The sequence below is a fragment of the Desulfatiglans parachlorophenolica genome (genome assembly GCF_055394735.1).
Genome location: NZ_AP042460.1, coordinates 5,681,999 through 5,706,149, shown reverse-complemented (window position 1 = coordinate 5,706,149; position 24,151 = coordinate 5,681,999). Strand labels below are relative to the sequence as shown.

Below are 24,151 nucleotides of genomic sequence, written 5' to 3'. Positions count from 1 at the left end.
CCCGCTTCAGGAAAGATTTCTGGATACGAGTTGCGCCGCTTCGGCCAGATCGTGGGCCACCAAGAACTTCAGATCCGACGCCTTCAGGATGGCCCGCCCCTCTTCGACATTCGTGCCCTCGAGGCGCACGATCAGCGGGACCCCGATGCCGGTCTTGCGGGCCGCGGCGACGACGCCCCTGGCCAGGACATCGCAGCGCAGAATCCCTCCGAAGATATTGATCAGGATCGCCTTGACCCGGTCATCCGACAGAATGATCTCGAACCCCCTGGTGATCATCTCCTCCGTGGCCCCGCCTCCCACATCCAGGAAATTCGCCGGCTCGGCCCCAGCCATCTTGATGACGTCCATGGTCGCCATCGCAAGGCCCGCGCCGTTGACCATCGCCCCCACGTTGCCGTCGAGGCGGATGTAGTTGAGGTGATGCCTCTCGGCGATCAGTTCGAGCGGATCCTTTTCCCGCGGATCGTCTAGCTCGAGCAAGTTTTTCTGTCTGAAAAGGGCGTTGTCGTCGATCGTCAATTTGGAATCGAGCGCCACGACCTTCCCGTCACGGGTGATCGCCAGCGGGTTGATCTCGACCAGGGAGCAGTCATGGGCCATGAAGATCTCGTAGACACGCTGCATCACCTGCATCAATCCCTTGACCGCAGCGGGTTCGGGCAGCGGATCCAAGGCGTAGGCCAGGTTCCGACCCTGGAACGGCATCCACCCCGTCGCCGGGTCGACACCCTCTTCGAAGATACGCTCCGGCATCTCTACCGCCACCGCCTCGATGTCCATCCCCCCCGAAGGGCTGAAGATCATCGCAGGGCAGGCCGACGTCCGATCGATCACCATGCCGAGGTAGAGCTCCCGGTCGATCTCCATCCCCTCCTCGATCAGGACCTGGTTCACCCGCACCCCCCGGGAACCCGTCTGTTTGGTAACAAGCGGCGCCCCGAGAAGCTTTCCAGTAGCCGCCACCGCCTCCTCCGGACTGCCGACCACCTTGACGCCCCCTCCCTGACCCCGTCCACCGGCATGCACCTGGGCCTTGACAACCCAGGGCGGACCTTTCACGCGCCGCACCGCTTCGGCAGCCTCTTCCGGCGAACTCGCCACCACTCCATCGGGCACCGGGACACCGGCCCCCCTGAAGATCTCCTTGGCCTGATACTCGTGTAACTTCATGTCAGCGGACACCCCCTCGAAAATAAGGTCATCCAAGTCTGCAAAGGCACGCAAGCCATTCGCCGCTTGCAGAGACCAGCCCGCAGGGATACAATACTTCCCCGTGCCGTGTCCGATCTACGGCTGTTTTGCAATCCACCACCATCACAGAGGCATCATGTTCGTCGAAACCGCACCACCCCCCGAAAAACGCCTGACCCTCCAAGACACCTTCCGCTTCGACTGCCACCAGGGGTTGTCCTGTTTCAACACATGCTGCCAAAACAAACATCTCCCGTTGACGCCCTACGATGTCCTCAGACTCCGCAGGAATCTGAACCTGCACTCCGACACCTTCCTGGAGCGGCACACCCTCTACCGTACGGACCCCCACTCCGGGTTTCCCGTCGTCCTGCTGAGGATGAACGAAGCCGCCGGCGGGCGGTGCCCCTTCCTTGGCGTTGAAGGATGCAACGTTTATGCCGATCGGCCGACCGCCTGCCGCCTCTATCCATTGTGCCGCGTATCGGGTTACGCCCCGGCCAACAGGCGGCCCGAAGCCTTTTTCTATATGCTCGACCTGCCCCGGTGCCTCGGCAGGCAGGAAAGCAGGACATGGACGGTGGGCGCCTGGCATGCGGCGCAGGGGCTCGACCCTTACTCCGCGATGAACGACAGGATGCTGGAGCTCATTTTTCACCCGCGGCGCGCCTCGGCGCAAGGCCTCGACGAACGTCAGCTCCAGAAGATCCTGGTGGCATGCTACAATCTGGACATTTTTCGTGAATTCGTCTTGACGACCGGCTTTCTGGATCGTTTCGAGGTCCCGGCGAAAGCCAGAGAGCATATTGCCGAAGACGACTCTGCCCTGCTCGACCTGGGCTTTGCCTTCCTGCGGAAAACCCTCTTCCCCCCCGATTGACGACCACCCTGAAAGGCTCCAGCCCCTGGAAAATGTCCAGCCGGAAATGGTGATGAGCCACGACCCGGTTCCCAATCCGGAAATGAGGATTTTTCTTCTCCAGCCGCGCGTCGTCGGTTCCACCCTTTCGAGGCCGGTCCCACTTCGGTCCATATCGCGGCGTCGGCATCAGGTTGCCTGAGGAGTGGCCTCCCGGTGGTTGCACATGAAATTGTGCAAACCTTCATCGGGCTCGGCAAGACCCAGCCCCGCTCAAAAGGGATAGACCCGAATAGGCGCAGCCCGTGAATAAACCCCGCCGCGCCCTCGAGGGCTTATGCTCGGCAGGCGCAGCCGGCGGGGGAAACCCCTTGTCGGATGGGAACCGCTACAACCAGCTCTTGCAGAGGTAGTGGAAGACGTCCGAAAGATAGACCATCCCGATGATCCGGTTGCCCTCCACCACGGGCAGCCGCCGGGCTCTTTTCTTGACCATGCGGTCCATGACGATCATCACGTGGTCATCCGCCTCGGCCGTGGCAACGGGAGAAGTCATCACCTCTTCGACCTTCAGATTTTCGAACCGCTCGAGGTAGGGCGCCAGCTCGCCTTCCCAGACGGAAAAACTCTCCAGTTCGTAATTCATGAACGGCGGGCGGAGGTGATAGATGACATCGAACATGGAGAGCATTCCCACTACATGCCCGATCGAATCGACCACCGGGATGCCGAAGGCCTTGTAACCCGTCGGCCGAGCCTTGGCCTCGAAGAGCTTCTTGACCGCCTCTTTCAGCGGCGCATCGGATGCTACCGTCTCGAACTCCTTCACCATGATGTCTCTTGCCTTCACGTCCATATGCACACCCCATCCTTTTCGGGTTCAGGACCTGCTCCGGGCTCGCTCAGCGAGGGCGCAGCGGCAGGATTGCCGCTCAGCAAAGGTCCCGCCATGATCTTCGAAAACAATCGCACCAGCAGGCGCTTCAGGGCCTGGCGGCGGACACCGGTATCCCGCACAGAAACTTCAGCACGGTGCTCCCCGTGTTCCGATAGCAGTGGCGCAGCCCCCCGGGGACAAAAACGACGCTTCCCTCGCCGATCTCGTGCCACTCCGACCCGAGGCGCACCTGGCCGCTCCCGGCGACCACGTAATTCTCGTGCTCGAACGGGTGCGTGTGGTCAGGCGTCTGACACCCCGCGTCCACCTCGATCATCCTCAGGGCATAAGTCGGCGCCCCGTCCGCCTCCCCGATCACCCAACGGATGGATACACCCGGGGCCTCGGCTCCAAAATCCTTTGCCGGCACATCCTCGCAACGGCAAACCTTGGGTCTGGCCTCTTTCATCGTTTCAACACGCCCCCTTCAGCGCTGCAGGAGTCCAAAATCCCTTCCGGATCGACACTAAATGAAGTCCCGGCCCTTGTCAAACACCCCTCTGATGCGATTGCTGATCGCGCAGCATGGCCTTCAGCTTTTTCCGCAGCAGGGAATAGCCGACAACCACCGCGATCAGGCCCAGCACAAAACCGGTGTCGCTGTCCAGGATCAGGCCGCAGGCCGCGAGCCCGACGCCTCCCGCGCAAAGCGCACCGATCAGGATCTTTTCGGTCTTCGGACTCAACGCCATCCTCTGAAACCCCCATTCTGCCGTCACGACGGTGCCGGCTGCCGACGGTCCCGATTTCCGCATGGGTCTCGGAGGGCCTGCCGGGCCACACACTCACAAAGCGGTTTCTCTCGGCGGATCTCCAGGGGCCGCTTGCCGCCCCGCTCCGGCATCCATTTTTTCAGGCAATTTGAACACGCTCCGCCGGTAGTAGGCCAGTTCCTGAATGGACTCGTCGATATCCGACAGGGCCAGGTGTTTCTTTTCCTTGCGAAACGGCGGCAGCTCCGGATACCAGCGCAGCACCAGCTCCTTGACCGAACTCACATCGATGTTTCTGTAGTGGAAAAACCCTTCCAGGCGCGGCATATGACGGATCAGAAACCGGCGGTCCTGCCAGATGGAATTTCCGCAAAGGGGGGCCTTGCCGGGCGCACAGAACCGTGAGACAAATGCGAGCGTCTCTGCTTCGGCCGCCTCGCAGGTCCAATTTGAGCCGCGCACCTCTTCGAGCAGGCCGGAGGCGCTGTGCTGAGCGGCGCTCCAGCTGTCCATCCCCGCGAGGACGTTTTCCGGATGATGGATCACCCGATGCGGCCCGGCCGCAAGGACGCACAGTCGAATATCCGTAATGACGGAGGCGATCTCCAGAATCACATGCCGTTCGGGGTCCAGCCCCGTCATCTCGAGATCGATCCACACAAGCGGCGTCTGCATACCAACTCCCCTCCGTCAGGCCCATGATCGGTCCGCCTTTGGGCGCGGTCCGAGGCAAACGATGCGCGCCCGGCAAAAAAAGTGCAGGAGGAACGGGATACCTTATGCCGCCTCCCCTGGCCCCTGTCGGCGGGAACCCGGATCGCCTCACGCCCAGGCGCGGTTTACATAGAGCGAAGAAAGGAGGCGTACACCGCTACCGCCAAGCGCCACCAATATAACACACCCGACCGGCGCCCTCCAGCGAAATCCCGGGATCGAACGCTGGGATGGATTCCTTCGTGGGATGGTTTTTTTGACCCATCTCGCAGTCAACCTGCACGGTTGCTTGTGCGGCGACCTGCAGGTCACAATGCTACAATATATTGATTATATGTATTTTTACTAAACTGACGCCCGTCCTGAAGGGGCGGGACCGAGCAGGCGCAGCCGGTGAAGCAACCGCGACCGGTCCCGGTGGGATGGGACTGAAAACGCGCAGGCAGCCGGTGAAGAAAAATCCTTATTTCCGGGTTGGAAACCTTGTCGTGTCGGATGGTCTTTTTCGGGTGGGAACCAGATGGTTTGCAAAATGGCCGGGACGTCTTATGTTTGTTTCATTAAATATCTCAAGGAGGAAACCACGGATGGAGCATCCCCGTAAAACCGTAAATCATCTTTTGAAAATAAGCACTACAATCCGCAAATTCCCTGGTGCTACCCATCCCGAGGCAGAAACACAGGCCAGCTTGATCTTCGTATTCGGCATCGCGCCCCAAGGGCTGACACCCTTCGAGTTCCAGCTGGCAGGCAAAACGGTCGGCGAGACGTTCCGGGTCGAACCGGGTGAGGAGCGGTGGTCGGACGTCTTCGGACATTTGTGGCAGTTCCTGCCTGCCCCGATGCAGATCGAGGAGGGGGGGTATTTCGAGGTCGAGGTGTTGGACATTCAGGAAAGCGATCAGCGCGAGATCATCCGCGCAATGGCCGACACGGCCCGCTGCGAAGACAACTGCTGCGGGCACTGAGGCCTCGTCGCGATGCACAACGGGAAGCACCCCGGATCGGTTTACAGCTGGCCAGCCCTGGTGCAGCCTTTGTAGCCCATCGGGGCGTACTGGGAGCCCGGAGGCCCGTCTCACCGGCCTCGCCGGGGCATCGGGCGTATCCGCACTCCAAACCCCCGCCCCAGGCTCCGGCCGCTGGACCCTTCACAAAAAACAGGAAAGTTCAAGGAAGGTATTGCGAGTGATTCGTGTTTTTGCAGTCACCCCCCGATCTTTCAATTGTAGATCGCGCCCATGAAGACGTAGTCCCCGTCGTCTTCGAGCGGCTCGTCCAGGTAATGGATCTTTCCGCGGTATTCTTCCTTGATCTCCATCTCTCCGAATTCATCCATCTTCATCAAGGCGCTGGAACAACCAGCGCACGCGGGACCGTGCTGATCGTTCCCTTCATAGAAGAAAGGCGCCCACTCACAATCGAGGGCCTCCTCCACCGAATCCACCGCAACACCACAGATCGAGCATCGAATCACGCCGATCTCGTCCTCTTCCTCAAACCAGGCCATTGCCTCTTGTGTCATAAACCGAATCCTTCAAACCGTTTCTTCATGGCCGAGCAGTCGCATACGCTCCTGCGCGGCATCTTTCCGCTCTTCATCCCAACGCTCCCACTCCGCCTTGAGAGTGTCGAGCGTCGCTTCGATCTCCTCAACCCTATGCGACCGGTCTCCAACCCCTTCCTCCCGGATGGAGTCGAGGCTGCCCTTGAGCACCCGCACCCGTTCCTTGATCGCCCGCAGCTCCGCCAGCGCAGCCATTTCCCTCTCCGTGGGAACCTCTATGCTGCCCGGGCAGACCTGGCACCCACAGGATCCCTTCTCTTCTTCACCCGCCATTTTACAGCTCCATCCTGCTGACAATCTCCATCTGGAAATGGCCTTTACGTTCGCCTTCGCAGCGACCTGCAGATCGCCTCCGCACAAACGCTTGATTTCCTTGACATCGTCCGAACCGGGACCCGCCCCGGAGGGGCGGGATCGAGCACGCGAAGCGTGTGAAGAAACCGCCTCCGGACGGAGACTCTTTACCGCTTGACATCACCACGATGCCTTTCTAGTATCCAGGACAACCTTTCGAAAACCTGAGACTGATTATATTTTTATCTTTTTGAGGCGCTCATGCAAATAGAAAATGACCTGCACGGTTTTTTCTGGTTCAACCCGACCGCCAACAACGCCAACACCTATTTCATCAACGGGAGCAGCAGGATCCTGATCGACCCCGGGCATGACCATTTGTTCGGGCATGTACAGGCGGAGCTCGAAAAACTGGGTGTCACACCCGCCGAGATCGATGTCGTCATCATCACCCATGGCCATCCGGACCATATAGAGGCCGTTCGGCGCTTTGTGGACGGTCCGGCCCAAATCGCGCTGCACACAATCGAACTGGACTTTATCCGCCGTCTGGCCCCGCGCTATGGTCAGGCCCTGGGGGTTGAGGATTTCGCGCCGCAGATCCTCCTGACCGAAGGCAACCTCGAGATCGGTGACCTGTCGTTCGAAGTAATCCACGCGCCCGGGCACTCCCCCGGCTCCATCGCCCTCTACTGGCCGCAGGAGAAGACGCTTTTTACGGGCGATGTCGTCTTCCAGGGGGGAATTGGCAGAACGGATCTCCCGGGTGGCGACGGCGCCCAGCTCAAGCAGAGCATCCAGCAGCTCGCCGCACTCGACGTGGATCTGCTCCTCCCTGGCCACGGCGGCATGGTCAAGGGGCGTCAGGCCGTGGCTGACAACTTCAGGGAGATCGAAGCCTTCTGGTTCGGTTATCTGTAAGGATCCGGTGGTTCCATGATGATGAAAAAGGCGGAGCAGCCAGCCCCCGACATCGATTTCGACCTGCGGCAGTTGGAGATCTTCCGCCAGGTCGTCGACCTGAAGAGCTTCTCGAAAGCGGCCAAGGCCGTCTTCCTCTCGCAGGCATCGGTCAGCGAACGGATCGCGACCCTTGAAACCCACGTCGGAACCCGGCTGCTCGACCGCCTCGGCCGCCAGGTCATCCCGACGAAGGCAGGCGAACTCCTCTACAAGCACGCCACGCTGCTCCTCGAGATGAAGCGCAACGCCCTGCTCGAGATGCAGGAGTTCCTGGGCGTCCAGCATGGAGAGATCCGCATGGGCGGCAGCACAATCCCCGGGGAGTACATCCTGCCCAAGGTCCTCGGGGCCTTTCGCAGGCACTATCCGCTCCTGACGGTCAACATCATGATCGGCGACAGCAGCGAGATCGAAACCCGCGTCCTCGAGGGCGAACTGGAACTGGGGGTCATCGGATCCAAAGGCAGGCATCAGGCCCTGATCTACGCCCCGCTCTGGGAGGACGAACTCCTCGTGATCGTCCCAGCGGACCACCACCTGGCCGGCCAAAAGGAGCTGACGCTCGAGACCCTTTTCAAGGAGCCGTTCATCCAGAGGGAGATCGGATCGGGCACCTTGGAAATCCTGGAAGACGCCTTGCAGGGGGCTGAGAAGGGGGGATCGCTCCCGCTGAATGTCGTGGCGCGCTTCGGCACCTCGACCGCGGTCAAGGAAGCCATCAAGGCCGGGCTCGGCATATCGGTCCTGTCGTGGCGCGCCGTCGAAACCGAGCTTGCCGGCGGCGTCCTGAAGGCCCTGCGGGTCGAGGGCGTCACGATGCAGCGCCGTTTCTATCTCATCCGGGACCGCAGGCGCACAGCCTCGCCGCTTTGCCAGGCCCTGCTGGATTTTCTGCGATCCCTTCCCAAAGAACGTGTGGAGCAATCATGAACCCGAATGAAAAGGTGATCGATTACAGAGGAGACTGCTGAAAGGCCTATCTGGACATAAGTTTATGTCTTCGCATCATCCACCCCGGAGAAAGTTTTGCCTTCATCGTCGAGCGGGATAAACTCGAAAAGGTCAACAAGGTCATCGATCACAACGGCGGCAAGGTCGTCGACAAGGCGCCCGTCGGCGCGGACGTGCGGATCCGGGTGCAGAAGACGGCCGACGCAGATTGAAATGGAGGGTTGCCGACTTCTCTCATGCTGATCCAATGCTATACTACTCTGGGCTGGATCCTTTTCTACAGCCTCTCCCCGCTCCTGCTCTGGATCCCGCTTTCAAAGCGCCGGTATCGGGACCATTTCAGGGAGCGGCTCGGGCTGCTGCCCCTTCCCCGCCTGAAGGCCCTGGGAGGCGGCCCCCGTTTCTGGATCCACGCCGTCTCGCTCGGGGAAGTCAAGGCAGCCGAGGCCATCGCCCAGGCGATCCGAAAGCATGTGCCGGATGCGGTCTTCGTCGTTTCGACGATCACCCCGCATGGGCGCCGCCTGGCGGAATCGGTTTTCAAACAGCAGGCGGTGGTCGTCCACTCCCCGCTGGATGCGGCGCCCTGCGTGAAGCGGGCGCTGAAGGCCGTCCGGCCCGACGTCCTCGTCCTGCTGGAGACCGAGATCTGGCCGCTCTGGGTCGCCGCGGCCGAACGTATGCACATTCGAACGGCGATCGTCAACGGCCGCATCTCCCCCCGCTCCATCCAGCGCTACGTAAAGCTCCGTGCGTTTTTCCGGCCGGTGCTCGAGCGTATCAGCCTTTTCAGCATGATCACCGCGGCCGACCGTGACCGCATCCTTGCGATGGGCGCACCCCGGGAGCGGGTGGTCGTGAACGGAAACGCCAAATACGACCTGCTCGGAAAATCCATCAGGGCCGAAGACAAGGACCGGTTCCGCCGGCTGCTCTCTTTGGAAGAGGGCCAACCGGTCATCGTGGCGGGCAGCACCCGGACGGGCGAGGAAAAATCGATCCTGAAGGCCTTCGAACGCGTCCGCAAGGCCTTTCCCGAGGCCGTGCTCGTGATCGCGCCGCGGCACCTCGAACGGGTGCGGGAGATCGAAGCGCTCGTGAAGCGGGCAGGCCTTCCCTGCGAGCTGCGGACCGGGCTCGACGGCGTCGGCCGGCGGCGCTCCGCTCCGGTCGTGATCCTCGACACCTTCGGGGAACTTTTCAGCCTGTACAGCGTCGCGACGCTGGCCTTCTGCGGGGCCAGCCTGGTGCCGCTCGGCGGTCAGAACCCGCTCGAACCGGCGGCTTGGGGAAAAATGGTCCTCTATGGCCCGTCGATGGAGGATTTCACCGACGCCCGCGCATTGCTGGAGGGGGCGGGGGCCGGCGAAACGGTGCAGGACGGCGACGAACTGGCCGAGCGGATTATCTGGTATCTGTCACACCCTGGAACGCGCGAGGAGCGGGCCGCCAAAGGCCGTCAGGCCGTGCTCCAAAACCTGGGGGCGGCGGAGCGCCATGCCCTCGAGATCCTGAAGCTCACCGGACCTTTCACCCTATGAATCAAAGAAAGAAAACCACCATGGAAATCGATCGCAGCACCCTGGCGGACATCCGCCGGTCCCTTCGTCCCGAGGTCCTGGAACGGCTGGATCAGGCCGTCTCCCGGATCGTCGCCGCCAAACAGAAGGGCGGCAAGGTCGTGGCCGTCCTCGGAAGCGGACCGAACCTCCACGAGGGGGTCACCACGCTGGTCGCCGAACTCATGCACAAGGGGCTGATCGACGGCGTAACCACCAGCTCGGCCGTCATCGATCACGAGATGGGAGGAACCCTCGAGCGCGTCAAACGCATCGAAGGGGCAGCCCTCGGCCTTGCACCTGAAAGGCTCCCCTCTGACGGGAAGGTTGAAGCGACCCTTCTGAACGACGCGCAGATCGCCGGGATCGCCAAAGAGATCTCCTTCGACGCGGACCTCTACCGGCGCATGCTGGCGCTGCCCGGTCACACGATCATCAAGGTGGCCGGGAATCTCGCCTATCCAACCGGCCTGCGCACGGAGCGGATCGCGCGCGAGATCCTGCTCCTCGCCCGGCAGCACAAGATCCCGTTTGAACAAATGGCGGGCTACGGCGCCGACCCCCTGACCATGATCGGGGCCGGGACCGCGCTCGACCTGCCCGTCCTGGTGACCATCCCGCAGCTCGTGGGGGGCGGAGAGGTCGGCCTGGCGGTGGGGGACTCGCTGTCCCTCTCGGAGCGCGCCCGGCGCGTGGCCGGGATGCTCGCCGATGCGGACGTCATCATCGAATCGGCCCTGGCGCTTTCGCAGGAGATCCACGACGGGCCGTTCGAACGCTTCACAGGGCACGGTTTCTGGGTCGACTGGGAAGGTGGCTGGACTTACTCCCTCGAACGGAAGACCATCATCCGCATCGACCTCGATCCCAACCTCGAGGTCGTCTGGCAGCGTGAGCGGACGGCACACACCGTCACCGACGCGGTGGACCAGGGGCTCCCGAAGACCAAGACCTTCGCCGTGCCCTTCCGGATGGAGATGTCGGGGTTCGCCCGGATCCCCGGAAGCATCCCGATTGTCGGGGACATCGGGGAGATCTGGCCCCTGATCGCCCTGGACGCTGCGGACGCCCTCGGCATCGAACTCGACTTCATGTGCTACAAGCAGTCCCTTCCCGTCGGCGCGCGCATGCGGGAATGGATCGTCGAAAACATCCGGCCGCTCGACCGGGACCGCCTCATCGCCGCCGCCCCGCCGCTCGAAGGCAGCCGGGGTCAAGAAGCCGCCGCCGGCTAGATCCATCCGGAAACGAGGATCACTCTGCACCGGCTTCGGCGCTTGCTTCCACCGCTTCGCCGCGTCTCCCGGCCTGGCCGATATCGAGGGGGGGACCAAGCGCCTGAGCCGAGACGGCCTGGTGGTCGTCCGCTAACAGCCTTCGTCGTGGAGAATCCGGAAGCCCCCCGGCGCCGGTGCGGGCGGTTCGGCCGCCCGCGGAACCGGGGCCGCTGCATCGGTTTCGGCGGACGGAGCGTTTTCCGGCTGGGCCGTCGCCTCGATGCTTTCGGCCTCCGGCTGGGCCTCCGGACGCGAGGAAACGAAACGATCCGGATTCACGACGGCGAGGACCAGGCCCAGCGCCACGAGGAGGGCCGCCCCGCCCAACTTCATCCGCCGCGACCCGCCCGGCAGACGCTCCGGATCGCCGAAACGGCCTTCGAGGCGCTCGCCGAGCCAGAAGGCGCCGACGGCCATCAGGCAGGCGCCGAGAGCAACGATCCCCGACTGGATGCCGAGCACGTCGGAGAGGGTCACGACCCCCATGCCCCCGGCCTCATAGAAACCGGCCAGCAGCGGGAACAGCTCCGCGAAGATCACCGAGCCGAGGACCATCCCCCCCAGGAAGACCAGACCGTCGAGCTTCCCCGAGACCGTCGCCACCACGGACGTGGTCGGGCAGTACCCGCCCATCACGAAGCCGACCCCCAGGAGCAGACCCGCCGCGATCTGCGGCCAGATGTTCGTCTGGAGCAGATAGACCCGGCCGAGATCGATCCAGCCGAAGACGGAAAAATAGAGGAGTCCAAGCATGCAGACGACGATGGCGGTGAACATGACCTTCAGGACTGCGAAGTCCCGGAGGTAGAAGATGGCCGTCAGTTTGCGGGCGTTGCCGAAGCCGGCCCGCTCCAGCACGAACCCGAAGCAAAAACCGGTCAGGACCGCCAACTGAAGGGCGTAGGCGTAATCGAACCATCCGAACTTGTATAGAGGCCCCATCACAACCACTCCTTTCTGAAAAACCAGGCGGTGGCATAAGCACCCGCAAAGATGCAGAACATGAACACCCAGCTGCCGAAGGCCAGTTCAGCCGCCCCCGTCAGCGCCTGCCCGCTCGTGCAGCCGCGGCCGAGGCGCGCGGCGAAGCCGGACAGGATCCCGCCGCCGAAGGCCAGCCAAAGCCGGGCCGACACCCCGATCGAAGGGCCTCTCGCCACCTCACCGTGGACCCGGCGGGCGATGAAGGCCGAAAAAAGCCCCCCCAGCCCGGCGCCCAGAGTGAGGAACACGAGCCAGTCCATCAACGGGGACCGCCCCCAGGCCAAGTACTTCGAAAGATAGGGGTTGGCCTTCGCATGCTCCGGGGCCACCCAGTACACCCCCGCCGCTCCGATGCGCGCAAAGGACGCCGAGGACCCGAGGCCCCGCCCCATGGTATAGAACGTGAAAAGCAGAACCAGGCCCAGCAGGATCCCGATCACATAAGGGTTGCTGTACCGCTCGTCATTCATCGCCTGCACCCTCCTTTCCGTCCGATGCCTCCAGCTGTTTCTTCCGCAACCAGACCACCGTCGCCCCCCACCCGGACGGTCCCGCATCGAGGCTGTAACGCACGACGTGCGCGTTGCGCCTCAGCCGCGCATGGACCGTCTCCCGAAGGACCCCCTTCCCTTTTCCATGGATGAACCGCACCTCCAAAATACCTTCCAGCAGACAGGCCTCGATGTAATCCTCCACCAGATCGCCGGCCTCGGACGGGGCGAAGGTGTGCAGGTCGAGGCACCCATCTATCGGGATGCTGACAGGATCGTTCTCCATTCGTCGCCCTCTGCGGTGAGCCGGCCGGTCCGGCCGGTTTCAAACTTGACATCACTACCACAAAGTGGTCCACTGGAATCCAATCGGAAACACTTTATCCGGCACGTGCCCGTTTCCACCTCGGAAGTCCGGACACCCACTTTGCACCGGGAGAGTCCTTCACCAGGAACCTTTTTCGCGCACCCTCGCGCACCGGGAGGGAACCCTTTCCATTTTCCCCCTTCCAGGAGGCCATCGATGGAGGCCCATGAATTCGCCGCCATCCGCAGGAGGCTCGGGAAGACCCAGAAGGAGCTGGCGGAGCTGCTCGCCACCTCGCTCAAAACCATCCACAGCTACGAACAGGGCTGGCGCACCATCCCCCCGCACGCCCAACGGCAGATCTATTTCCTGCTCTCGAGGGCGGGGACGGCCGGCGAAAAGCCCCGCTCCTGCTGGGAAGAACGGCACTGCCCCGAGGAGGTCAGATCCCGATGCCCCGCATGGGAATGGGATTCGGGCGACCTCTGCTGGTTCGTGAACGGGACGTTTTGCGAAGGCGCCGCACATGCCAGTTGGGAAGCAAAGATGCAGATCTGCCGATCATGCAGCGTCTTCAAGGCCTTCCAAAAAGAACGGCAAAACGCGTAGAGCGGATTTCCCCTCTAAAAGCGAATCTTCGGAGCCTCCTGCCGCTCCGCCGGCACCTCGAAAAAGGCCGCCTTCTCGAAGCCGAAAAGCCCGGCCAGCACATTGGTCGGGAAGCTGCGGATCTTCGTGTTGTACTCCCTGACCATCTCGTTGAAGCGCCGCCGCTCCACGGCAATGCGGTTTTCCGTCCCTGCCAGCTCGTCCTGGAGACGGATGAAATTCGTGTTCGCCTTCAGATCGGGATAGCGCTCCACCACCAGAAGCAGCCGCGACAGGGCGGATGAAAGGGCGTTGTTCGCCTCGATCTTCTCAGGGATCGTACCGGCGCCGGCGACCCGCGACCGGGCCTCGGTCACCTCCACGAAGACCTCCCTTTCATGCGCCGCATATCCCTTGACCGTTTCGACATAATTGGGGATCAGATCATAGCGGCGCTGGAGCTGATTTTCCACCTGTGCCCAGGCGCCTTTGACCGACTCGTCCATGGCGACGAGGCCATTGTAGGTCCCCTTGATCCACGAGAACGAAACCAGCCCCAGCACGACGATGATCCCGATGACCACCAAGAGGGTCTTTCCGGTCTTGCCCATATCAGCCTCCCATAGCGTCCACAACGTCGGACAGTTTTTCCATCTCCGCCAGATACTGTTTGAAAAGCGCAAGCATTTCCGCCTGCGTCAGTTTGATCCTCTTGTCACGGACATCCAGCAGTCGATCGAACACATCTCCTCCCAGGTCGAAGTCCCTCGAGATTTCCGCGAAAAGCGCCCGCCTGGAGCCAGACATCTCCAACCCTTTCAGGACCGCGAGGGCCCGGAAGATCGCCGTCAGGGCGCCGATCGAACCCGCGATCAGCGATTCGAGGTGCCCGCGCTTCCCGTCGCTCTCTACGAACCCTTCGCGGATCAGCAGCAGCTTGCCCTTGATCTCGCGTTCGCACTGAAGCCTCAGCAGCGCGGGCTTCAGCTCCAGCCCCCTCAGCACATCTTTGCCGTAGACCATGACATAACGGGATTTGAAATTCAGGTATTCGATCGGGAAGACATCCAGGGAACCGGCGATATAGCTTTCGGTCAGGAAAAGCGGCACTGCGCAGCCTTTCCGGCGCCACTTGCGGATGAGCCCGAAGGCCTCGTCGAGCCGCCCCATGGCCTCCGGCCGCAGGACTACCATCAGGTTGACGTCCGACCGGCCCGGGTCATAGTCGGGGCCGGCGGCACTCCCATAAAGAATGAGGGAGATCAAACCGTTTCCGAATGCCTCCCGGAAATCCTTGGTGATCTCCGGCAGAAATGTCTTCGGATCCTTCGGACTTCGAGCCATCATCGCCTCCCTGCCATCTCTCAGAAGCCGCCCCCGGCGCCGCCCCCACCGCTCATGCCTCCCCCGAAACCGCCGAAGCCGCCGCCGAAGCCGCCAAATCCACCGGAGCCCATCCCTCCTCCCCGGGCGCCCCCCACAATCCAGGGTAGCGCGGCGGCCCCCGTGCGCGAGCGTCTGCGCACTATCGTCAGAAAAATCAGGATGAAGATCAGAAAAGGCCAGAAGGGCGCGCTGTCTTTGCGGCGGGGGGATGCTTTGGGCTGGGGGGCCCCGGTGAGGGTCATGCCCGCATCGTCGGCGAGCACCTTGGCCACGGCGAGTGTCCCGTTCAAGAGGCCCTCACCGAATCGATCCTCTTTGAAATAGGGAAGCATGTATCGGTCGCGGATCTCGCCCACCAGCCCGTCGGGGAGGACGCCCTCGACACCGTAGCCCGTTTCGATCCGCATCTTCCGCTCCTGGATCGTCACGAAGATCAGGACGCCCTTGTCTTCGCCCTTCCTGCCAACGCCCCACGCCGCATAAAGGCGGTTGACATAATCGTTGTACTCGGCCCCGCCGATGTCGGGAAAGGTCGCAACCACCACGGCCACCCCCGTCTTCTCGAACACCTCCCGGGTGATCGCGTCCAGCCGCTGACGCTCCTCCGGCGAAAGGACCCCGGCAAAATCGTTCACCGGACCCTCGGGCCGAGGGAAGGGCCTCTCGGCGACGGCCGGGGCGGCCCAGACCGCGGCCGCGATGAGCAGCAGACCAATTGCGGCGGCGAGCCGTCTTTCGGCACCCGGGCTCATGACAGCCACCCGCGTCCTGCGGACGACGCAGCCCGAGGCGCACAGACCTGCCCCACCCCCCCGGACTCTGACCAAATCCATCCCATTGACCTCTGTCCCCATGGCAGTCAGTATAACGGCGGCCCACCGCTTCGTCACCCCCTTTTTCACCCCGCCGCTACGCGGAATAGCTCCAGATCGGCATCGAGGTGACGCAAGAGCCCTCGACGGCCGACGGGGAGTCATCACGCAACTCTGAAAAGAATGAGGCGGGTGTCATCAGCTCAGCCGCTATCCTGGCCGTTTCCCGCTTCTTTAACGGCTCCGGGTGCCTACATCGCCCAAAAAAGGGAAAACCCTGCATTCGAAAAAGGGCGGCCGGTCCAACGCCCCCTCACTCCAGGGCATGCCCTGAAAAAGGTGCAGCGATGCATCGGATGCCGGGCGATATCGCTGCGCCTGGCTGTCTTTCGTGGCCGGTACCATGGATAAAAATGCTTTTACCATCCTCTGACAAGAAACCTAATCTTCACACAACCCATTGGGATACCCAGCAACTTTCGTGCGGTGATCTGTCTACCGAGGGATTTCCGCCCGGTTTTTGCCCACTCGGCACAAATCTTGATCCATCTCCATGCCGGAAAACGCATCGCACGTTCAGGGATATAGATTCCGCACCGTGTAGAGTCGCGGAGGACGTCTGCATTCCTGGCTCTTGAATAACCGGCCTCAGCTTTCTGTTGAAACCGGCCCCATTCAGTCGATGTCCTGGGCATTTTCATAAAAGCGACCACATAGTAGACCCGTAAAGGCGATCCCTAAACGACTGCGTGTGCTACGCGCCTTGAACCTCTAATCGGACTCGCCCCCCGTGTCATGAAGGCCACAGAGTCTGAAAGCAGGCACCCCGTTTCCCTGGCGCCTGCGGCCTTCCCGAGGGGGTTGGATCGTGAACCGGCTGTTCGACCGCGGTGCGGGTCTCCGCCCGATTGCGTGGGTGTTGGGATGGATGCTGATGGTGACAACGATTCCGGAGATTGAAACGGGATACTGCAAAACCACCACGGGCGGCGATGCCCGGCTGGTTGAAGCCGGATGCGAAGCAGGACGGCTCGCAGCCGCTTCCGGCGCCTTGGCCAGCCCGCTCCGGCAAAGCCTCCAGGCATCCGAACAAGTGCTCGAAGCAAGCTCAAAATCCCCGAAACCCACTCCCGAACCATCGGAGCCCCCTCCGGAGGATCCTCAGCGGAGCAGCCCGGCCGAACCCATGCCTTCGGATCAGGATACGAGTGGCACGCTCGGCGTCCTGCTCCCGGGAAGCCCCTCTTTCGGGGGGTCGGCCGCCTGCGCCATCCCGATCCTCGTTCCGCCCGGGAGATGCGCCCTCTCGCCCGAACTCGCCCTCACCTATGACAGCTCCCGCACAAACGGCTGGGTCGGCGTCGGGTGGTCGTTCGACCTCGGCGCCATCCAGCGTTCGACCAGACACGGTCTGGATTACGCAGCCGATGACTTCATCGCCACGATCAAAGGGGCCGCCTCCGAACTGGTTCGAAGGCCCGAATGGGGCCAGGGGTACTACGGCGAGCGGATCGAGGGGGCCTTCTCGAAATATTACCGCAACCCCTCTTCCGGAGGCTGGGAGATCCTCTCGCGGGAGGGGCTGAGGTACTTCTACGGATCGAGCGCCGCCTCCAGGCAGGGAGGCCCCTTTGGCATCTTCAAGTGGTGCCTCGACCGGGTCGAAGACCCGAACGGGAACTTCATGACGGTGACCTACCGCAAGGACCAGGGGGAGATCTATCCCCTTGGGCCGCAGCACGCGCACCACTTACGACACCGACACCTGCACCTACCCCGTCAAGGTCACCTATCCCCGGACGGGAACCATCGATCATATGATCGAGAAGGGCTACGATCCCCGCTTCGGCTCCCTTTTGTGGGAAAAGGACGAAAACGGCCGCGTCCTCCAGTATGCCTACGACCCGCTCGGACGCCTCGTCCAAACCGCCTATCCGGACGGAGGGGTCACCTGGTCGAGCTACGGCTTCGAAAGCCTTCCCCGATATACCGCCACGGCCCGCCTTCAAGACAGCGAAGGGAACGTGCAGGCCGAATATGTCTATGTCGATGGTCTCGGCCGCCCCATCCAGACCATCGGCTTCGGTGAAGAAGGAAAGCCTGTCATCGCCTACCGCCATTACGATGCGATGGGCCGGGAGGATCTGACGGCCGGCCCCTACTTCCTCGAGGACGGCAAGCCGCCCGCCCGCTACCCCTATCGGCAGACGGTCTACGACGAGCGCGGGCGCCCGCTCTGGGTCATCGGCCCCGACGGCGAACACGGTCAAATAGCCACTGCCTATACCTATCAGGGCCTTTCCACAAGCGTGTGGGGGCCCGACGGCACAGGGAAAACCATCGTCAAAGACACGCTCGGCCGCGTCCTCCAGGTCATCGAACAGGCCGAGAGCGGCTGTTTCTATACGCGCTACACCTACAACGCGGCCGGCGACCTGCTGAAGGTCATCGATCACGAGGGCAACCAGACGCAGATCGTCTACGACACCCTGGGCCGAAAAACCGCCATGCGCGACCCTGATATGGGTGCGTGGCGATACGCCTATGACCCGAACGGAAACCTCGCCGCCCAGACCGACGCCCGCGGGCTGACGACCCGCTTCGGCTACGACGCCCTCAACCGGCTGGTCCTCAAGGCCTATTCGAACGGGGAGCCGTCGATCACCTTTACCTATGACGACACCTCCATCCCGAACGGCCGCGGGAGGCTGCGAAAAGCGGCCCGGGGGCCTCTCGGCACCCTTTACGAAGCCTATGATCCTCTCGGGCGGGTGCTGGCCGTCACCACCGACCTCGGAGAGCAGCAAGGCACCACCCGCTACACCTACGACATCGCCGGCCGGCTCCGCACCCTGACCTACCCGGACGCCTACCGGGTCGACTACACCTATCACAAGGGCACGAGCCTTCTGGCGGCCGTCAGCGGCTCCGACGGCCGGGAATTCGCCCGGTTCACCGATTATACCGCCGCAGGCCGGATCGGCCGCACCGTCTGCGCCAACCGGACCGCCGCCACCCGCTCCTATGACCCCTCCTCGATGCGCCTGACCGCGATCCTCACCACCGATCCGAGCGGGATGCCCTCGAAGGATATCCAGCACAAGACCTATCGGTACACGAAGGGCGGGAACCTCTCCGAGATCGTCGACAGCGTCCAGGACGTCACCTTAACCTACCGCTACGACCGCCTCGGCCGGCTGACCGCGGAAACTCCCTCCACGGCCTCCCTCCCTCCGTTCTCGTTCTCCTATGGGCCCACCGGGAACCTCCTCACCCGGCGCTGCGGGGAAGCCACCTTCCGCTATGCCTACGATTCGGTCCGTCCCCACGCGGTCTCATCCCTCCAGGTCGAGCAAAGCGGCGCGGGAGGCGGCAGAATCCTTTCCCGGAACCCCTTTCAATACGACCCGAACGGCAACCTCCTCAACGGCCCTGATCTCACCGACCCCCTCGCCCCCGCGGAGCGGCTGATCACCTGGAACGCGGACAATCAGCCCGTGCAGATCCTTCAAAAACGCCCGTCCGGGACCCTCACCACCCAGTTTGTCTACGGGCCCGAAGGACGCCGGGTGAAGAAGATCGTCCAGGGGACCCCCGACACCTGGTATATGGGCGAGCACTTCGAGATCCGGGGCGGCATCCGGACACGATACATCTTTGCCGGGGCCCTCAGAATCGCCCGTATGGACTCTGGAGGCCTCCTCTTCTTTCACCAGGACCATCTGGGCGGCACCACGGCCCTCACCAATGCCAACGGCCAGGTGGTCGAGCGGGCCGACTATGCGCCTTTCGGCGCCGAACGGAAAGCATCCCGAAGCCAGATCGCCGACCACCGCTACACCGGCCAGGAGCACGACATCGAAACCGGCCTCTACAACTACAACGCCCGCCTCTATGATCCCAGCATCGGGCGCTTCATCTCCCCGGATTCCATCGTGCCTAGCCCAAGCGACCCTCAAAGCCTAAACCGATATTCTTATGTTCGGAACAATCCATTAAATCGGATTGATCCGACAGGCACTTTCGATATTGGAGAGTTCTTTGAATCACTGTTCAGCGGATTCATCGGCGGAACGATTTTCGTCGTTTCCGGTGGAAATCCTGTATTGGCTGGTATGGCTGCTGGAACTTTCAAAGGCATCCTCTGCGGTGATTTGAAGAATGTGGTCCTTGGCGCCGCTATGGGCGGACTCACCGGGGGACTCGCAGGCGGAGCCAACCTGGCGTTTGGTAATCTCGGGACATATGCGGTGCTTGCCGGAGGAGTAGGCATAGCAACTGCCAGATATGGCCTGGATGGATTAGCATACTTCTCGGCAGGATTGGCTGGGGGAGTAGCAGGTGCCGTGGTGGCAAGTAATTTTACAGTCCCGGCAACAGCTCAAGGCCAGGCGGTCGAGGATGATCCGTTGCATTTCGACGGTAAGCTACTGACGGCAACCGATGCTGAAGGCGATGTGGTGGACTCTTGGCTGGCCACCTCTGGCCAATCTGGGTCAACTACTTCTCTAGCAGATCAAATGAGACCTGGTTTCGGGCCAATTCCGGAAGGAATTGCATACAGAGTAAACCCAGCCGCAATTCAGAGGTGGGCTGATTTGCCGTGGTATCAGAAAGCTGCCGCTTATCTGCCCGGCAAGCATGGTCAGTGGCCCGGTGGAGTTGTAGCCTGGGGGCATACTCGTGTGCCTATCGATATCCCTGGAGGAGCTGTGGTATTCAACGGCCCAACCGGACCATACGTTCGCGCCAACTTCTTCATTCATGGTGGCTGGTATCACGGATCAGCTGGGTGCATTGATCTTGGCGCTTACGAAGCAAGCTTTTTTAACTATTTTTCCGCGCAGACAGGGGCAATGCCTATGACTGTAGATTTCAAGAATTAGAGGTAGCGATGTTAAGAGAGTATTTTTGGCCGTTAGTTTTTTCGGTGGCAGTCATATCACGAATTCTGGGTTGCTCCCCACTGACAATGGATGAAAAAGAGGCTAGAAAGGTACTCAATGATTTTTATACTGACAATGTACCGGAATCCATCAACGACCGACATCTCCTGAATGCAGGAAAAGCAATCGTGCCCTATCTTATCACCGAAATTCAAAAAGAGGACATGCCAAAGCGCGGCTATGCTGCTCTAGCTTTGGGGAAAATTGGAGACCGGCGGGCTTTACCCGTTTTAATTAGGATGTATGAGAATCCAACCTTGATGGGGATCCCTCCAGGCGTGTTATTAACGGCAATTTGGCACATAGATCCAAAACTTGGAGAAGAGCTTGCCAGCAAATACAGAGGCAGCGATAAGTTCATGAATCGAACTATTGAGTTGCTGAGGAAAGGCATAATTTGAGAATCAATGTCATTGACTTAAGCTATGGGCTTGCAAGCCATAGCGGCAATTCTCAATTTCGACCTCCTCTTTTTGGGATTCCTCCGGCCAGGTCAGACAATCGATAAAGATTTACGGAGGGGCAACAGGAGGGCTTGAACGATCTTGGTAATGTGTCGTCGAGTCAAGAGGAGCACGATCTTTTTTTTTTCATAGACGAAAGGCCATGTCCATTCAGTGGGGGCGGAAAGGAAATCGGGTCCGTGAAGGATGGAGACTTCGCGGTCGAAGAGCTTGCAGAAAAGGAGCAACGGTATTTGGCTTGACTTTCACCCCGCCGAAAGCCTATCACTAAGGCAGTTTCCACGCTGAAACAGCGCACCGGGCGATCGGCGGTCTCCTGCCGGACATCGGGATCTCCCGGCTGCGATCAGGCCCGAAAGCGCATAATCAAACCCTTCACTCTTCCAATCAGGGATGCAGCAGCCAGGATGACCCGCGCACGGAAACCGCCGATTTATGTCACCTGCCACACCAAAAAGGGGGCCCCGCGCCTCACCCCGGCGGTCTGCCTGCGCTGCAGACGGATGAAGGCCTGCCGGGATTATCAGCGGTTCGTCCAGCCAGGTCTGTTCCCCGAAACGGAGTCCGAGGCCGGTGCGCCCGCCCCGCCTCTCGCGCCTGCCCTCAACGCCATGCCCTCCCCGGCAGCACCCTCCAATCAGAGTGCACCGGATCAGCTGACCTTCGATTTCTGACAACGGGCCGATGCGCGGCATCTGCCGGATTTCGATCCGCCACTTATGAAATCCGCCGCGCTCCCTTCCCAAAATTCCGAAACGGACAGGATCATCCCTCGCCTCTTTGCGGCTCGAGCATTTCGAGCGCCTCTTCGGCGGCTTCTTTGACGGCATCTTCATAGGGACCCGCCGCGACCGCCTTCAGCCGGGGGATCTCGGAAACAGCCCCCAGCTCGCCCAGCAGGTAAAGCATGTCCCCTTTGCGGGCGTCATCGAGGGCCTCGAAACGCGTCCACAAAGGCTCCACCAGTTGAGGAGCGAGTTCAGGGGCCATTGCCGCCAGCTCTTCGGCCGCCACCATGGCGGCCAGCCTGCGCGGCCATTGGGGATGAAGGAGGAGTTCGATGAAGGCGGGGAAGACAGCCCCGCTTTGCTGCATGAGAGCGGCCACCTCTTTCGCACGGCCGTCTCCCAGCATACCGGCCAGGGAGTCTGCGCTCAGTGTGGCCGGGTCCCGCTCGAGCAGGATGGCAAGGATTTCCTCCCGCTTCACGGTACCCGTCCAGCGGAGACGGTCGTCGAGGATCAGGGTGGGAACCGACTTGACGCTGTCGGAAGCGGCGGCCTCCTGAAAACGTTCACCGTCGATGACGGCCAGATGCACCTGGGGATTGAGGAAAGGCAAGGGGATGATGGTCTTCAGCACAGCGGGGCAGAAAGGGCATTGCGGCGTGACATACAGCTTGAGGAAGGCAGGGAGCTCGACGCCCTTCAGCGCCTGCTCCAGCTCGGGGTCCGAACCCTGCCGCAGCCCCGCCGCCCAGGCAAGCGCTTCGAGAAAGGGTGAAAGCTCTCCGCCGACGGGCACCGCATGGAATTGGAGGCCTTCAGCCGGGACGATCGCAGGGAGCCCGCCAGGGTCGGCCTCCGTTCGATCGATCTCAGCGCCGGGGATCCCCTCTTCCAGTTCATGGACAAATTCCAGAAAGGGATCCACCGCCGCGTCATGCGTCAGGTGCAGGCCGATGCGCACACCGTTCTGGATCGTTTTCCCGAAAGCATGAATAGCCTCTATTTCCCCGGGTCTCATCAGAATTCCTCCTTCAAACGAACGGCCCGGGCATCCAGACCAGGCCGTTCCGCTGCCGTCTCCAATCCATGGATATCGGGCCTTGTTTGCACACCCGGCTGCATGCCCGTTCGCAAAGTTCGGAGGGACCTGAATCCGCGACATGCAATGCCTGCATCCTGCCGGCGTGATCGGACGCATGCCCATCCTTAAAGGACCTGCTAGGGGGCAACTGCGGATCGTCCCCGGGCCACCCGCTCCAACCTCACATGGTCCACGGTTCTTCGACCACGGCCGGACCGTTATCGGCCCCGAAACGAGGCCGAAGTCATCGCGCTGAGGGGACGCGCGCGCAAACCCGGCCCGCGCGCCCCCGGGAGGATATCACAGACCGAAGCGCTCGCGCAACCGCCGGGACAGTTCCTTGATGACTAAAAAGGCCTTTTCGACGGTCTTTTCGCGGTCCGGGTTCACGAGACAGCAGGTGGCCGGGGAAAGCAGACTCCGCGAAAGCAGAAAGTCCCGGTCGATGCCTTTCTTTCCGAGCGCCGACCAGATCTCGTCCAGCCGCGCTTCGAGGGATTTCAGGTTCTCCCGTTCGAACGGCTCGAAGTTGGTCGGTGCAATCCCCCAGACGAGGGTCGCCCCCCGGTCCAAAAACCGCCGGATCGATGGTGCGTAGTTGGCGAACACCTCGCCGTTCGAATAGACGTCGAGCGAGAGGATGTCGAGGTCGAGGCTCAGCAGGAAATCCCAATCCGGGTTGCCGCACAGGTGTACCCCGCGCGGCCGGTCCACCATGGCGAAAAAGCCTTCCATATCGGCATGGGCCGCGACGTCGCCGTAACCGGCCATGGCGTTGAACAGGAACTGCAGGCCCGGTTCGTCGACGAACATGAAGGCATTCGGGTTCCGCTCCTTCAGCCGAGCGAGCTGTACGTTGATGCGCCGTGCCATGAACTCCAGCATGAAGGGCCGTACGGTGTCGTCGAAGAGGATCGGACGGTCATCCTGGTCGACAACGTTCAGTCCGAAGCTGATCGGCCCTTCGAGCTGCCCCCGGATGGCCGGCCGGTCCGAGAGGTCCAGTTCCAGAAAGCGGTGGTAGACGACGGAGTAGGCCTCGCTGATATCGAAGTAATCCGGCTCCTCGAAATGGGCCATCGCCTCTTCGAATTCGGCGATGAACTTCTCCATGGAGAACCGGAGAGTCCGCTTCTCCATGTCCAGCACAATGCCCGGGAAGTGCTCCGAGGCCTGCACGTACATGTCCTCGGTGTAGCTGTAGAGCGGCAGCTGGAGCCAGAAGGGGATGTCGAGCGAAAGCGCCGTTTCGAGCGCCCGGTCCACGTCCGTGTGTGGCATGACGGCCATGGCCGTCGTCAGCAGATTCCCTGGAATGGGCATATCCTTTCTCCCT

General features: G+C 61.7%; 27 protein-coding genes. 12 read left to right on the top strand and 15 right to left on the bottom strand.

Translation table 11 applies throughout. The annotated features are described in order from the left end of the window. Nucleotides 1-6: 6 nt before the first annotated feature. A complete protein-coding gene (gene sucC, locus ACZ500_RS26555) occupies nucleotides 7-1,173 on the bottom strand; it encodes an ADP-forming succinate--CoA ligase subunit beta (RefSeq protein ID WP_464230448.1) in 1,167 nt (388 codons plus the stop codon). A 157-nt stretch (nucleotides 1,174-1,330) separates the two neighbouring features. On the opposite strand from sucC, the gene ACZ500_RS26550 reads away from it, so the two are divergent. Further along, on the top strand, nucleotides 1,331-2,074 hold the full coding sequence (locus ACZ500_RS26550) for a YkgJ family cysteine cluster protein (protein WP_464230447.1): 744 nt from the start codon (nucleotides 1,331-1,333) through the stop codon (nucleotides 2,072-2,074). A 367-nt stretch (nucleotides 2,075-2,441) separates the two neighbouring features. Here the strand turns inward: ACZ500_RS26550 and ACZ500_RS26545 are convergent, their stop codons facing one another. The 4 genes from ACZ500_RS26545 to orn all read right to left on the bottom strand — a co-directional run bounded on the left by ACZ500_RS26545 (nucleotide 2,442) and on the right by orn (nucleotide 4,378). Beyond that, complete coding sequence (locus ACZ500_RS26545; protein WP_464230446.1) at nucleotides 2,442-2,909, bottom strand: CBS domain-containing protein; 468 nt, start codon at nucleotides 2,907-2,909, stop codon at nucleotides 2,442-2,444. 127 nt (nucleotides 2,910-3,036) lie between these two features. Continuing rightward, complete coding sequence (locus ACZ500_RS26540; RefSeq protein ID WP_464230445.1) at nucleotides 3,037-3,399, bottom strand: cupin domain-containing protein; 363 nt, start codon at nucleotides 3,397-3,399, stop codon at nucleotides 3,037-3,039. A 79-nt stretch (nucleotides 3,400-3,478) separates the two neighbouring features. Beyond that, nucleotides 3,479-3,709: a hypothetical protein gene (locus ACZ500_RS26535; protein ID WP_464230444.1), complete on the bottom strand. Its 231-nt coding sequence runs from the start codon at nucleotides 3,707-3,709 to the stop codon at nucleotides 3,479-3,481. Between the two features lie 66 nt (nucleotides 3,710-3,775). Beyond that, the gene (orn, locus tag ACZ500_RS26530) at nucleotides 3,776-4,378 is read right to left on the bottom strand and encodes an oligoribonuclease (RefSeq protein ID WP_464230443.1); all 603 of its coding nucleotides are present in this window, start codon (nucleotides 4,376-4,378) and stop codon (nucleotides 3,776-3,778) included. 728 nt (nucleotides 4,379-5,106) lie between these two features. On the opposite strand from orn, the gene ACZ500_RS26525 reads away from it, so the two are divergent. Beyond that, nucleotides 5,107-5,385 carry a hypothetical protein gene (locus tag ACZ500_RS26525; protein ID WP_464230442.1) on the top strand — a complete coding sequence of 93 codons (279 nt, stop codon included), beginning with the start codon at nucleotides 5,107-5,109 and terminating at the stop codon, nucleotides 5,383-5,385. A gap of 254 nt (nucleotides 5,386-5,639) precedes the next feature. Here the strand turns inward: ACZ500_RS26525 and ACZ500_RS26520 are convergent, their stop codons facing one another. Further along, complete coding sequence (locus ACZ500_RS26520; RefSeq protein ID WP_464230441.1) at nucleotides 5,640-5,942, bottom strand: hypothetical protein; 303 nt, start codon at nucleotides 5,940-5,942, stop codon at nucleotides 5,640-5,642. 12 nt (nucleotides 5,943-5,954) lie between these two features. Further along, the gene (locus ACZ500_RS26515) at nucleotides 5,955-6,257 is read right to left on the bottom strand and encodes a hypothetical protein (RefSeq protein ID WP_464230440.1); all 303 of its coding nucleotides are present in this window, start codon (nucleotides 6,255-6,257) and stop codon (nucleotides 5,955-5,957) included. A gap of 282 nt (nucleotides 6,258-6,539) precedes the next feature. Between ACZ500_RS26515 and ACZ500_RS26510 the strand changes: the two genes are divergently transcribed. From ACZ500_RS26510 to ACZ500_RS26495, 4 genes are all read left to right on the top strand, one after another. Next, entirely contained in the window at nucleotides 6,540-7,199 is a 660-nt protein-coding gene (locus ACZ500_RS26510; RefSeq protein WP_464230439.1) for an MBL fold metallo-hydrolase, read from the top strand. A gap of 15 nt (nucleotides 7,200-7,214) precedes the next feature. Then, nucleotides 7,215-8,171 (top strand): selenium metabolism-associated LysR family transcriptional regulator, encoded by a 957-nt coding sequence (locus ACZ500_RS26505; protein WP_464230438.1) that lies wholly within the window; start codon nucleotides 7,215-7,217, stop codon nucleotides 8,169-8,171. Between the two features lie 257 nt (nucleotides 8,172-8,428). Further along, the gene (locus ACZ500_RS26500) at nucleotides 8,429-9,733 is read left to right on the top strand and encodes a 3-deoxy-D-manno-octulosonic acid transferase (protein ID WP_464230437.1); all 1,305 of its coding nucleotides are present in this window, start codon (nucleotides 8,429-8,431) and stop codon (nucleotides 9,731-9,733) included. Beyond that, nucleotides 9,730-10,986 carry a hypothetical protein gene (locus ACZ500_RS26495; protein WP_464230436.1) on the top strand — a complete coding sequence of 419 codons (1,257 nt, stop codon included), beginning with the start codon at nucleotides 9,730-9,732 and terminating at the stop codon, nucleotides 10,984-10,986. The genes ACZ500_RS26500 and ACZ500_RS26495 overlap by 4 nt, the downstream gene beginning before the upstream one ends. Nucleotides 10,987-11,118: 132 nt before the next feature. On the opposite strand, the gene ACZ500_RS26490 is transcribed toward ACZ500_RS26495, so the two are convergent. Genes ACZ500_RS26490 through ACZ500_RS26480 form a run of 3 tightly spaced genes read right to left on the bottom strand, consistent with a single transcriptional unit; the run spans nucleotide 11,119 to nucleotide 12,789 of the window. Next, entirely contained in the window at nucleotides 11,119-11,970 is an 852-nt protein-coding gene (locus tag ACZ500_RS26490; RefSeq protein WP_464230435.1) for a YeeE/YedE thiosulfate transporter family protein, read from the bottom strand. Continuing rightward, entirely contained in the window at nucleotides 11,970-12,482 is a 513-nt protein-coding gene (locus ACZ500_RS26485) for a YeeE/YedE thiosulfate transporter family protein (protein ID WP_464230434.1), read from the bottom strand. The genes ACZ500_RS26490 and ACZ500_RS26485 overlap by 1 nt, the downstream gene beginning before the upstream one ends. Then, the gene (locus ACZ500_RS26480) at nucleotides 12,475-12,789 is read right to left on the bottom strand and encodes a Smr/MutS family protein (RefSeq protein WP_464230433.1); all 315 of its coding nucleotides are present in this window, start codon (nucleotides 12,787-12,789) and stop codon (nucleotides 12,475-12,477) included. The genes ACZ500_RS26485 and ACZ500_RS26480 overlap by 8 nt, the downstream gene beginning before the upstream one ends. A gap of 237 nt (nucleotides 12,790-13,026) precedes the next feature. On the opposite strand from ACZ500_RS26480, the gene ACZ500_RS26475 reads away from it, so the two are divergent. Beyond that, nucleotides 13,027-13,419 carry a helix-turn-helix domain-containing protein gene (locus ACZ500_RS26475; RefSeq protein ID WP_464230432.1) on the top strand — a complete coding sequence of 131 codons (393 nt, stop codon included), beginning with the start codon at nucleotides 13,027-13,029 and terminating at the stop codon, nucleotides 13,417-13,419. Nucleotides 13,420-13,433: 14 nt separating this feature from the next. Here ACZ500_RS26475 and ACZ500_RS26470 read toward each other — a convergent pair whose 3' ends face one another. From ACZ500_RS26470 to ACZ500_RS26460, 3 genes are read right to left on the bottom strand one after another with little or no spacing between them, the layout of a single operon-like run. Beyond that, the gene (locus ACZ500_RS26470) at nucleotides 13,434-14,009 is read right to left on the bottom strand and encodes a LemA family protein (RefSeq protein ID WP_464230431.1); all 576 of its coding nucleotides are present in this window, start codon (nucleotides 14,007-14,009) and stop codon (nucleotides 13,434-13,436) included. Between the two features lies 1 nt (nucleotide 14,010). Further along, nucleotides 14,011-14,742, bottom strand: a complete 732-nt coding sequence (locus ACZ500_RS26465) for a nucleotidyltransferase family protein (protein WP_464230430.1) — start codon at nucleotides 14,740-14,742, stop codon at nucleotides 14,011-14,013. A 20-nt stretch (nucleotides 14,743-14,762) separates the two neighbouring features. Next, nucleotides 14,763-15,617, bottom strand: a complete 855-nt coding sequence (locus ACZ500_RS26460) for a TPM domain-containing protein (protein WP_464230429.1) — start codon at nucleotides 15,615-15,617, stop codon at nucleotides 14,763-14,765. 847 nt (nucleotides 15,618-16,464) lie between these two features. On the opposite strand from ACZ500_RS26460, the gene ACZ500_RS26455 reads away from it, so the two are divergent. From ACZ500_RS26455 to ACZ500_RS26435, 5 genes are all read left to right on the top strand, one after another. Continuing rightward, nucleotides 16,465-17,685: a SpvB/TcaC N-terminal domain-containing protein gene (locus ACZ500_RS26455; protein WP_464230428.1), complete on the top strand. Its 1,221-nt coding sequence runs from the start codon at nucleotides 16,465-16,467 to the stop codon at nucleotides 17,683-17,685. Continuing rightward, nucleotides 17,621-20,482: an RHS repeat-associated core domain-containing protein gene (locus ACZ500_RS26450; protein ID WP_464233127.1), complete on the top strand. Its 2,862-nt coding sequence runs from the start codon at nucleotides 17,621-17,623 to the stop codon at nucleotides 20,480-20,482. Before ACZ500_RS26455 ends, ACZ500_RS26450 begins: the two co-directional genes overlap by 65 nt. 86 nt (nucleotides 20,483-20,568) lie before the next feature. Further along, nucleotides 20,569-20,943 carry a HEAT repeat domain-containing protein gene (locus ACZ500_RS26445; RefSeq protein WP_464230427.1) on the top strand — a complete coding sequence of 125 codons (375 nt, stop codon included), beginning with the start codon at nucleotides 20,569-20,571 and terminating at the stop codon, nucleotides 20,941-20,943. Nucleotides 20,944-21,077: 134 nt separating this feature from the next. After that, nucleotides 21,078-21,248 carry a hypothetical protein gene (locus ACZ500_RS26440; RefSeq protein ID WP_464230426.1) on the top strand — a complete coding sequence of 57 codons (171 nt, stop codon included), beginning with the start codon at nucleotides 21,078-21,080 and terminating at the stop codon, nucleotides 21,246-21,248. A 165-nt stretch (nucleotides 21,249-21,413) separates the two neighbouring features. Beyond that, nucleotides 21,414-21,680: a hypothetical protein gene (locus tag ACZ500_RS26435; protein WP_464230425.1), complete on the top strand. Its 267-nt coding sequence runs from the start codon at nucleotides 21,414-21,416 to the stop codon at nucleotides 21,678-21,680. Between the two features lie 91 nt (nucleotides 21,681-21,771). Here ACZ500_RS26435 and ACZ500_RS26430 read toward each other — a convergent pair whose 3' ends face one another. Then, nucleotides 21,772-22,752: a thioredoxin family protein gene (locus tag ACZ500_RS26430; protein ID WP_464230424.1), complete on the bottom strand. Its 981-nt coding sequence runs from the start codon at nucleotides 22,750-22,752 to the stop codon at nucleotides 21,772-21,774. A 363-nt stretch (nucleotides 22,753-23,115) separates the two neighbouring features. After that, nucleotides 23,116-24,138 carry a uroporphyrinogen decarboxylase/cobalamine-independent methonine synthase family protein gene (locus ACZ500_RS26425; protein WP_464230423.1) on the bottom strand — a complete coding sequence of 341 codons (1,023 nt, stop codon included), beginning with the start codon at nucleotides 24,136-24,138 and terminating at the stop codon, nucleotides 23,116-23,118. Nucleotides 24,139-24,151: the final 13 nt, after the last annotated feature.

Coding starts and splice junctions, on each gene's coding strand:
- ACZ500_RS26495 (WP_464230436.1), top strand. CDS start 9,730: ATGAATCAAAGAAAGAAAACCACCATGGAAATCGATCGCAGCACCCTG.
- ACZ500_RS26425 (WP_464230423.1), bottom strand. CDS start 24,138: ATGCCCATTCCAGGGAATCTGCTGACGACGGCCATGGCCGTCATGCCA.
- ACZ500_RS26475 (WP_464230432.1), top strand. CDS start 13,027: ATGGAGGCCCATGAATTCGCCGCCATCCGCAGGAGGCTCGGGAAGACC.
- ACZ500_RS26505 (WP_464230438.1), top strand. CDS start 7,215: ATGATGATGAAAAAGGCGGAGCAGCCAGCCCCCGACATCGATTTCGAC.
- ACZ500_RS26520 (WP_464230441.1), bottom strand. CDS start 5,942: ATGACACAAGAGGCAATGGCCTGGTTTGAGGAAGAGGACGAGATCGGC.
- ACZ500_RS26500 (WP_464230437.1), top strand. CDS start 8,429: ATGCTGATCCAATGCTATACTACTCTGGGCTGGATCCTTTTCTACAGC.
- sucC (WP_464230448.1), bottom strand. CDS start 1,173: ATGAAGTTACACGAGTATCAGGCCAAGGAGATCTTCAGGGGGGCCGGT.
- ACZ500_RS26435 (WP_464230425.1), top strand. CDS start 21,414: ATGACCCGCGCACGGAAACCGCCGATTTATGTCACCTGCCACACCAAA.
- ACZ500_RS26430 (WP_464230424.1), bottom strand. CDS start 22,752: ATGAGACCCGGGGAAATAGAGGCTATTCATGCTTTCGGGAAAACGATC.
- ACZ500_RS26465 (WP_464230430.1), bottom strand. CDS start 14,742: ATGGCTCGAAGTCCGAAGGATCCGAAGACATTTCTGCCGGAGATCACC.
- ACZ500_RS26470 (WP_464230431.1), bottom strand. CDS start 14,009: ATGGGCAAGACCGGAAAGACCCTCTTGGTGGTCATCGGGATCATCGTC.
- orn (WP_464230443.1), bottom strand. CDS start 4,378: ATGCAGACGCCGCTTGTGTGGATCGATCTCGAGATGACGGGGCTGGAC.
- ACZ500_RS26490 (WP_464230435.1), bottom strand. CDS start 11,970: ATGGGGCCTCTATACAAGTTCGGATGGTTCGATTACGCCTACGCCCTT.
- ACZ500_RS26540 (WP_464230445.1), bottom strand. CDS start 3,399: ATGAAAGAGGCCAGACCCAAGGTTTGCCGTTGCGAGGATGTGCCGGCA.
- ACZ500_RS26515 (WP_464230440.1), bottom strand. CDS start 6,257: ATGGCGGGTGAAGAAGAGAAGGGATCCTGTGGGTGCCAGGTCTGCCCG.
- ACZ500_RS26480 (WP_464230433.1), bottom strand. CDS start 12,789: ATGGAGAACGATCCTGTCAGCATCCCGATAGATGGGTGCCTCGACCTG.
- ACZ500_RS26545 (WP_464230446.1), bottom strand. CDS start 2,909: ATGGACGTGAAGGCAAGAGACATCATGGTGAAGGAGTTCGAGACGGTA.
- ACZ500_RS26550 (WP_464230447.1), top strand. CDS start 1,331: ATGTTCGTCGAAACCGCACCACCCCCCGAAAAACGCCTGACCCTCCAA.
- ACZ500_RS26460 (WP_464230429.1), bottom strand. CDS start 15,617: ATGGATTTGGTCAGAGTCCGGGGGGGTGGGGCAGGTCTGTGCGCCTCG.
- ACZ500_RS26485 (WP_464230434.1), bottom strand. CDS start 12,482: ATGAATGACGAGCGGTACAGCAACCCTTATGTGATCGGGATCCTGCTG.
- ACZ500_RS26510 (WP_464230439.1), top strand. CDS start 6,540: ATGCAAATAGAAAATGACCTGCACGGTTTTTTCTGGTTCAACCCGACC.
- ACZ500_RS26445 (WP_464230427.1), top strand. CDS start 20,569: ATGGATGAAAAAGAGGCTAGAAAGGTACTCAATGATTTTTATACTGAC.